We start from the raw sequence: 5,923 nt of genomic DNA, 5'->3' as shown, positions 1-5,923 counted from the left end.
TTGAGCCCAACGCCCAGAAAATCCAGGCCAATGTCATCCAATACACCTATGCCGGCTGTCCGCCCGACCTGACCTATTTTTCCTATGCTCGGCCCGCCTGCACCCGCTTCAACGAACGGGCCTTGTCGATCATTCGCGACGCCAACATCCAGGCGGTGATCCTGAGCGGCCGATGGACCGACTACCAGGCCAGGGGCTTCGACGGCCTGCAGAAGACGATCGATCGGCTTCGCGGGATGGGGGTCAAGGTCTATACCGTCGGCCAGTCTCCGGAATTCATCGCCGACGTCCAGAAGATCGCTTTCTTGGTGAGACGGGAGCATGCCGGAACCACATCCTGGCCGATGGCTATGGATCCGGACATCAACGCACGGGTTCTGCCGTTCACCAAAGGGGCCGATTTCATAGATCCGCTGACGTATCTGTGCGACTCGGCCGGTTGTTCATACGCCGATGCCACGACCAATGAATTTCTCTACTTCGACTATGGCCACTTCTCTTCCGCCGGCGCGACGCTGGCCATCTCGAAATACTGGCCAAGCTTCGCCACCAGCAATGAGGTCGCGGAGGCAAAACGGCAATTCACGGCCGTGGGCGCGCCGTGATCCGCAGCACGACCGTCGTGAGAACAGACCGCTTTGCGATTGCCCGAAGGCTAACCCTCATGGTAACGAGGGCGCACGCGGGTATGATGTAATGGTAGCTTGTCAGCTTCCCAAGCTGAACGCGAGGGTTCGATTCCCTCTACCCGCTCCAGTCTAAGGCGTCAGAACCATTTCAGCGCCTGCCTGTTCGTCGAACACAACCGAGCAGCCTCGCGCAAGCGCCACCGTTGCGAGGGCGTTTGCCGCCACGTCATCCGATGAAACGAAATCGCCGGTCAACACCCGCAATTCTTCAACGCCTTCAGCCATGGAAACGAAATTCCCGACCGATCGATCGTGCTTGCAGGCCTCGATCACGCAAAGCAGATCGATGATTTCGAAGCTGCGCATGTTCAGCCTCCAGAAGAAATCGCCCCTTGCAAGATCATGAACGCATCGGCGGGAAATAATGTTCCCAGCTCGCTTTCGCCGGCCTCGGCCTGGCGGTGCTTTCGCCGGACAACCTTACCCGAGCGAGCCATCATCCCACTTCCCTCAGAATGAAGTCGTGCAGCATCTTGGCGGCCGGCGACAGTGCGCGATTCCTGACCGTGATCAGGCTGTAGGGCCTGACCTCGATGTCGAATTCGGTCTGGACGACGTCGATGGCGCCGGCCAGCCCGTCAGGGTTCTGGATGAATTTCGCCACCTGGACAGAGACCGGTGCGATGGCATCGGATTGCGCGACCATGACCAGGGTCAGGAGCAGCGAACTGGTGTTCAGGATACGGTCCGGCAAAGCGATGTTGCGGTTGAGGAAGTTGCTCTCCATCGCCTGGCGCAAGGGCGAGCCGCCAGACTGGAAGACCCAGTCATAGGCGGCGGTCTCTTCCAGCCGCACCGCCTCGCCCTTGGTGAGCGGATGGCCCCGGCGCACGATCAGGCAGGCCTTCTCGACGCCGATGACGCGCGACTCGAACAGCCGCGGATTGAGGTCGTCCGGGATGCGCGCGATGATGAAGTCATGGCGCGTGGCGATCAGCTCGCGTGCCAGCACATTGGAGGTCTCGACCTGCATGGTGATCTCGATGCGCGGATAGATGCGGCGGATTTCACGAATCGCCGGCACCGCCAGCTCGATTGCCGGCGCGGTCACGGCACCCAGGAAAACCGAACCACCCTTGCCCGCCTTGAGTTCGGAAATCTCGCGGTCCACCTCGCGCATCTCCAGCAGGATCGAGCGCGCCCGCCTGGCCAAAGCCTTGCCGTATGGCGTCAAGGTGATACCGCGCGGCAGCCTCTCGCACAGCTTGACCTCCAGCACCGCCTCCATCTCTGCGATCATGCGCGAGGCCGCCGGCTGCGAAATGTTCAGAACCTGGGCTGCCGCGCTGACCCGGCTGTGGTCGTCTAGCGCGACGATCATGCGCATGTGACGCAGACTGAGACCGCTGCGCAGCAGGGTTTCGCCATCGCCCCGTGCTTCTCTGTAACCATTTGAAGCTGTTGTCGGATTCCCGGGCCGCGCCATCGCTTTTCCCTGCCTTCTGCTCGTGTAAGGCCGACCTTGGAGTCAGCCCGTCACGTCCCAATACATATACCAACCATGATATAGCAACCATCAAAGATCGCATTTGACAGTTATGGCAAAGACCCACACCCTCCGCGCGTTCCAAGACGTGACGGTCGCTGACGAGAAAAATCGTATCGATTGAATCAGCGTCTCGGGGCCATGGGAGGATACCGGAGATCGATATGACGGCAGCAGTGCCCTTGGCGCTTCTGCACGATTGCGCGGCCCGCGACCCCCGGGGTGCCGCGTCCATCAAACAGGGAGAGTTAAAGTGAAAATCATCAAGACACTGGCCGCCGTCGCGGCCCTTGGCATCGCTGCCATGACCTACTCGGCGCACGCAGCCGACAAGGGTCTTGTCGGCGTGCTGATGCCGACCAAGACCTCGCAGCGCTGGATCAATGATGGCGACGCCGTCAAGTCCCAGCTCGAGGCTCTCGGCTACACCGTCGACCTGCAATACGCGCAGGACGACATCCCCAACCAGCTCAGCCAGCTGGAAAACGAAATCACCAAAGGCCCGAAGGCGCTGATCATTGCTTCGATCGACGGCACCACCCTGTCGGATGCTCTGCAGAAGGCCGCTGACGCGGGCGTCGTCGTCGTCGCCTATGACCGCCTGATCAAGAAGACCGCCAATGTCGACTACTACACCACCTTCGACAATTTCGGCGTCGGCGTGATCCAGGCGAATTCGCTGGTCAAGGGCCTCAAGGAGCGCTTCCCGAACACCAAGCCGTGGAACGTCGAACTGTTCGGCGGCTCGCCCGACGACAACAACGCCTTTTTCTTCTACGACGGCGCGATCTCCGTCCTGCAGCCGCTGATCGACGACGGCTCGATCAAGATCAAGTCCGGCCAGACCGGCATGGACAAGGTCGGCACGCTGCGTTGGCTCGCCGCCACTGCCCAGGCGCGCATGGACAATCTGCTGTCGGCCAACTATTCGGACGGCAGCCGCGTCGATGGCGTTCTTTCGCCCTATGACGGCCTGTCGCGCGGCATCACCGCCTCGCTGCGCGCCGTCGGCTACGGCACGGACGCACAGCCCTGGCCGATCGTGACCGGCCAGGACGCCGAGACCGCTTCGGTCAAGCTTATCATCACGGGCGAGCAGTACTCGACCGTGTTCAAGGACACCCGCGAACTGGCCAAGGCCACCGTCGAACTCGTCGACAAGGTGCTCTCGGGCGGCAAGCCGGACGGCCTCGATGAAAAGACCTACAACAACGACGTCAAGGTCGTTCCCTCGATCCTGTTGACGCCGCATGAGGTCGACAAGTCGAACTACCAGGCACTGGTCGTCGACTCCGGCTACATCAAGGCCGACGAACTGAAGTAACCCCGGTTCCAAAGTCAGGGGTCCTGCGCAACGCAGGGCCCCTTTTCGTTCACCAGCGAGCCCGGTATTGTCGCCGACCTCGCCGGCAATGTTTGCCGACCTCTCAAGGAGCGGTTGTCCCATGGCCTCGACGATTTTGGAGATGCGCGACATCACCAAGACGTTCCCCGGCGTGAAGGCGCTGTCGAACGTCAACCTCAGCGTCGAGGAAGGCGAGATTCATGCCGTGGTCGGCGAGAACGGCGCCGGCAAGTCGACGCTGATGAAGGTGCTGTCGGGCGTCTATCCCTCAGGAACCTATGACGGCCAGATCATCTTTAACGGCGGGGAATGCCAGTTCAAAGGCATCCATGACAGCGAGCGCAAGGGCATCGTCATCATCCACCAGGAACTTGCGCTGGTGCCGATGCTGTCGATCGCCGAAAACATCTTCCTCGGCAACGAGCACGCCAGATACGGCATCATCGACTGGAATTCCAACGAGGCGCGCACCAGCGCCCTGTTGAAGAAGGTGGGCCTCAAGGAGGACCCCAAGACGCTGATCACCAATATCGGCGTCGGCAAGCAGCAGCTGGTCGAGATCGCCAAGGCGTTGAGCAAGGAAGTCAAGCTCCTGATCCTCGACGAGCCGACGGCGTCGCTCAGCGAAAAGGACAGCCAGGCGCTGCTCGACCTTCTGCTCGAATTCAAGCGGCAGGGCATGACCTCGATCCTGATCTCGCACAAGCTCAACGAGGTGAACCGGGTCGCAGACAAGGTGACGGTGATCCGTGACGGGCGCACCATCGAGACGCTGGCCAAGAAGGACATCTCTGAAGACCGCATCATCACTTCGATGGTCGGCCGCTCACTCGACGACCGCTATCCGCCGCGCGAGCCTGACATCGGCGAGGTCGTGTTCGAAGTGAAGAACTGGTCGGTCTATCACCCGATCCATGCCGAGCGGCAGGTGATCAAGGGCATCGACATCAACGTGCGCAAGGGCGAAGTGGTGGGCATTGCCGGGCTGATGGGCGCTGGCCGCACCGAATTCGCCATGAGCCTGTTCGGCCGCTCCTACGGCCGCCGCATCTCCGGCGAGGTGCTGCTCAAGGGCAAGCCGGTCGACGTTTCCTCGGTGAGCAAGGCGGTCCAACACGGCATCGCCTACGTCACAGAGGACCGCAAGACCTACGGTCTCAACCTCATCGACCATATCAAGCACAACATCACGCTGGCCAATCTTGGCGGCGTCTCGCGCCACAGCGTGATCGACGACATGCGCGAGCTCGCCGTTGCCAACGACTATCGCAAGAAGACCAATATCCGCGCTTCCAGCGTCTATCAGATGACCGGCAATCTCTCCGGCGGCAACCAGCAGAAAGTGGTGTTGTCGAAATGGCTGTTCGCCGACCCGGACGTGCTGATCCTCGACGAGCCGACGCGCGGCATCGATGTCGGCGCCAAGTACGAAATCTATACGATCATCGCCCGTCTCGCGGCTGAGGGTAAGGCGATCGTCGTCATCTCGTCGGAAATGCCGGAATTGCTTGGCATCACCGACCGCATCTACGTCATGAACGAAGGGCGCATCGTGGGCGAAATGCCCGCCGCGGAAGCAAGCCAGGAAAAAATAATGCGCGCCATCGTTCGTGGAGAAGGAAAAGCAGCATGAGCACCGAAAGCGCCCCCGCCCCGCAGGGCAACGTCGCCGAAGAGCAGCGCCCACGCATTGCCGTCTCGGCGCTGACGACGAACCTGCGCGAATACGGCCTGATCCTGGCGCTGATCGCCATCATGGTGTTCTTCCAGTTCACCACGAACGGAACGCTGTTCAAGCCGGTGAACCTGAGCAACCTGGTGCAGCAGAACTCGTTCATCATCGTGATGGCGCTGGGCATGCTGCTGGTGATCGTCTCCGGCCATATCGATCTAAGCGTTGGCTCGGTCGCTGGCTTCATCGGCGCCTTGGCGGCGATGATGATGGTCATCTGGCCGCTTGGTCCGTTCAGCAACCCGCTGGTGGTTTCGATCATCTGCCTGATCGTGGGCGGCGCGATCGGTGCGGCGCAAGGCTATTGGATCGCCTATCACCGAATACCGAGCTTCATCGTCACGCTGGCCGGCATGCTGATCTTCCGCGGCATCTGCCAGGCCCTGCTGGGCGGCGGATCCTCGGTGGGGCCGCTACCCGATGGCTTCAAGGCGCTCAGCTCCGGCTTCATCCCGGATGTCATCGGCCCGCTGACGCTGATCCCGCCAACAGTGAACGCGGCCGGCAAGACCATCATGGGCAGCGGCCTGACGCTGCACATGACGACGATCGTGCTGGGCCTGATCGCTGTTCTGGCCTACGCCTATTTCGGGGTAAGGACGCGCCGCAAGCGCGAACGCCATGGCTATGAGGCCGAGCCCTTTGCCCTGTTCGTCGTCAAGACGCTGGTC

5 protein-coding genes, 1 tRNA gene and 1 pseudogene are annotated in these 5,923 nt (G+C 61.3%); 5 read left to right on the top strand and 2 right to left on the bottom strand.

The window, feature by feature from the left end; genetic code table 11:
* Together EN893_RS15165 and EN893_RS15160 are read left to right on the top strand one after the other, a co-directional pair.
* Positions 1-605, top strand: a 605-nt coding sequence (locus tag EN893_RS15165) for an SGNH hydrolase domain-containing protein (RefSeq protein ID WP_281062482.1), incomplete at its 5' end; no start/stop codon positions are given.
* A gap of 77 nt (positions 606-682) precedes the next feature.
* A tRNA-Gly gene (locus EN893_RS15160) sits at positions 683-756 on the top strand.
* Between the two features lie 2 nt (positions 757-758).
* Here the strand turns inward: EN893_RS15160 and EN893_RS15155 are convergent.
* Positions 759-995 carry a hypothetical protein gene (locus EN893_RS15155; RefSeq protein ID WP_127266711.1) on the bottom strand — a complete coding sequence of 79 codons (237 nt, stop codon included), beginning with the start codon at positions 993-995 and terminating at the stop codon, positions 759-761.
* Positions 996-1,125: 130 nt separating this feature from the next.
* Positions 1,126-2,115, bottom strand: coding sequence for a LysR family transcriptional regulator (locus EN893_RS15150; protein WP_127266710.1), 990 nt, complete (start codon positions 2,113-2,115; stop codon positions 1,126-1,128).
* 313 nt (positions 2,116-2,428) lie between these two features.
* Here EN893_RS15150 and chvE point away from each other — a divergent pair, with 313 nt between their 5' ends.
* The 3 genes and pseudogenes from chvE to EN893_RS15135 form a co-directional block, all read left to right on the top strand.
* A complete protein-coding gene (chvE, locus tag EN893_RS15145; protein WP_127266709.1) occupies positions 2,429-3,499 on the top strand; it encodes a multiple monosaccharide ABC transporter substrate-binding protein in 1,071 nt (356 codons plus the stop codon).
* A 121-nt stretch (positions 3,500-3,620) separates the two neighbouring features.
* A complete protein-coding gene (gene mmsA, locus EN893_RS15140) occupies positions 3,621-5,153 on the top strand; it encodes a multiple monosaccharide ABC transporter ATP-binding protein (RefSeq protein WP_127266708.1) in 1,533 nt (510 codons plus the stop codon).
* Positions 5,150-5,923, top strand: a pseudogene (locus EN893_RS15135) (sugar ABC transporter permease); the annotation flags it as partial. The gene mmsA and the pseudogene EN893_RS15135, both read left to right, overlap by 4 nt.

Origin of the sequence: Mesorhizobium sp. M7A.F.Ca.CA.004.04.2.1 (genome assembly GCF_004022825.1) — a bacterium.
GTDB lineage: Bacteria > Pseudomonadota > Alphaproteobacteria > Rhizobiales > Rhizobiaceae > Mesorhizobium.
The sequence above is the reverse complement of the archived record's forward strand: the minus strand, read 5'-3'. Positions and strand labels throughout refer to the sequence as shown.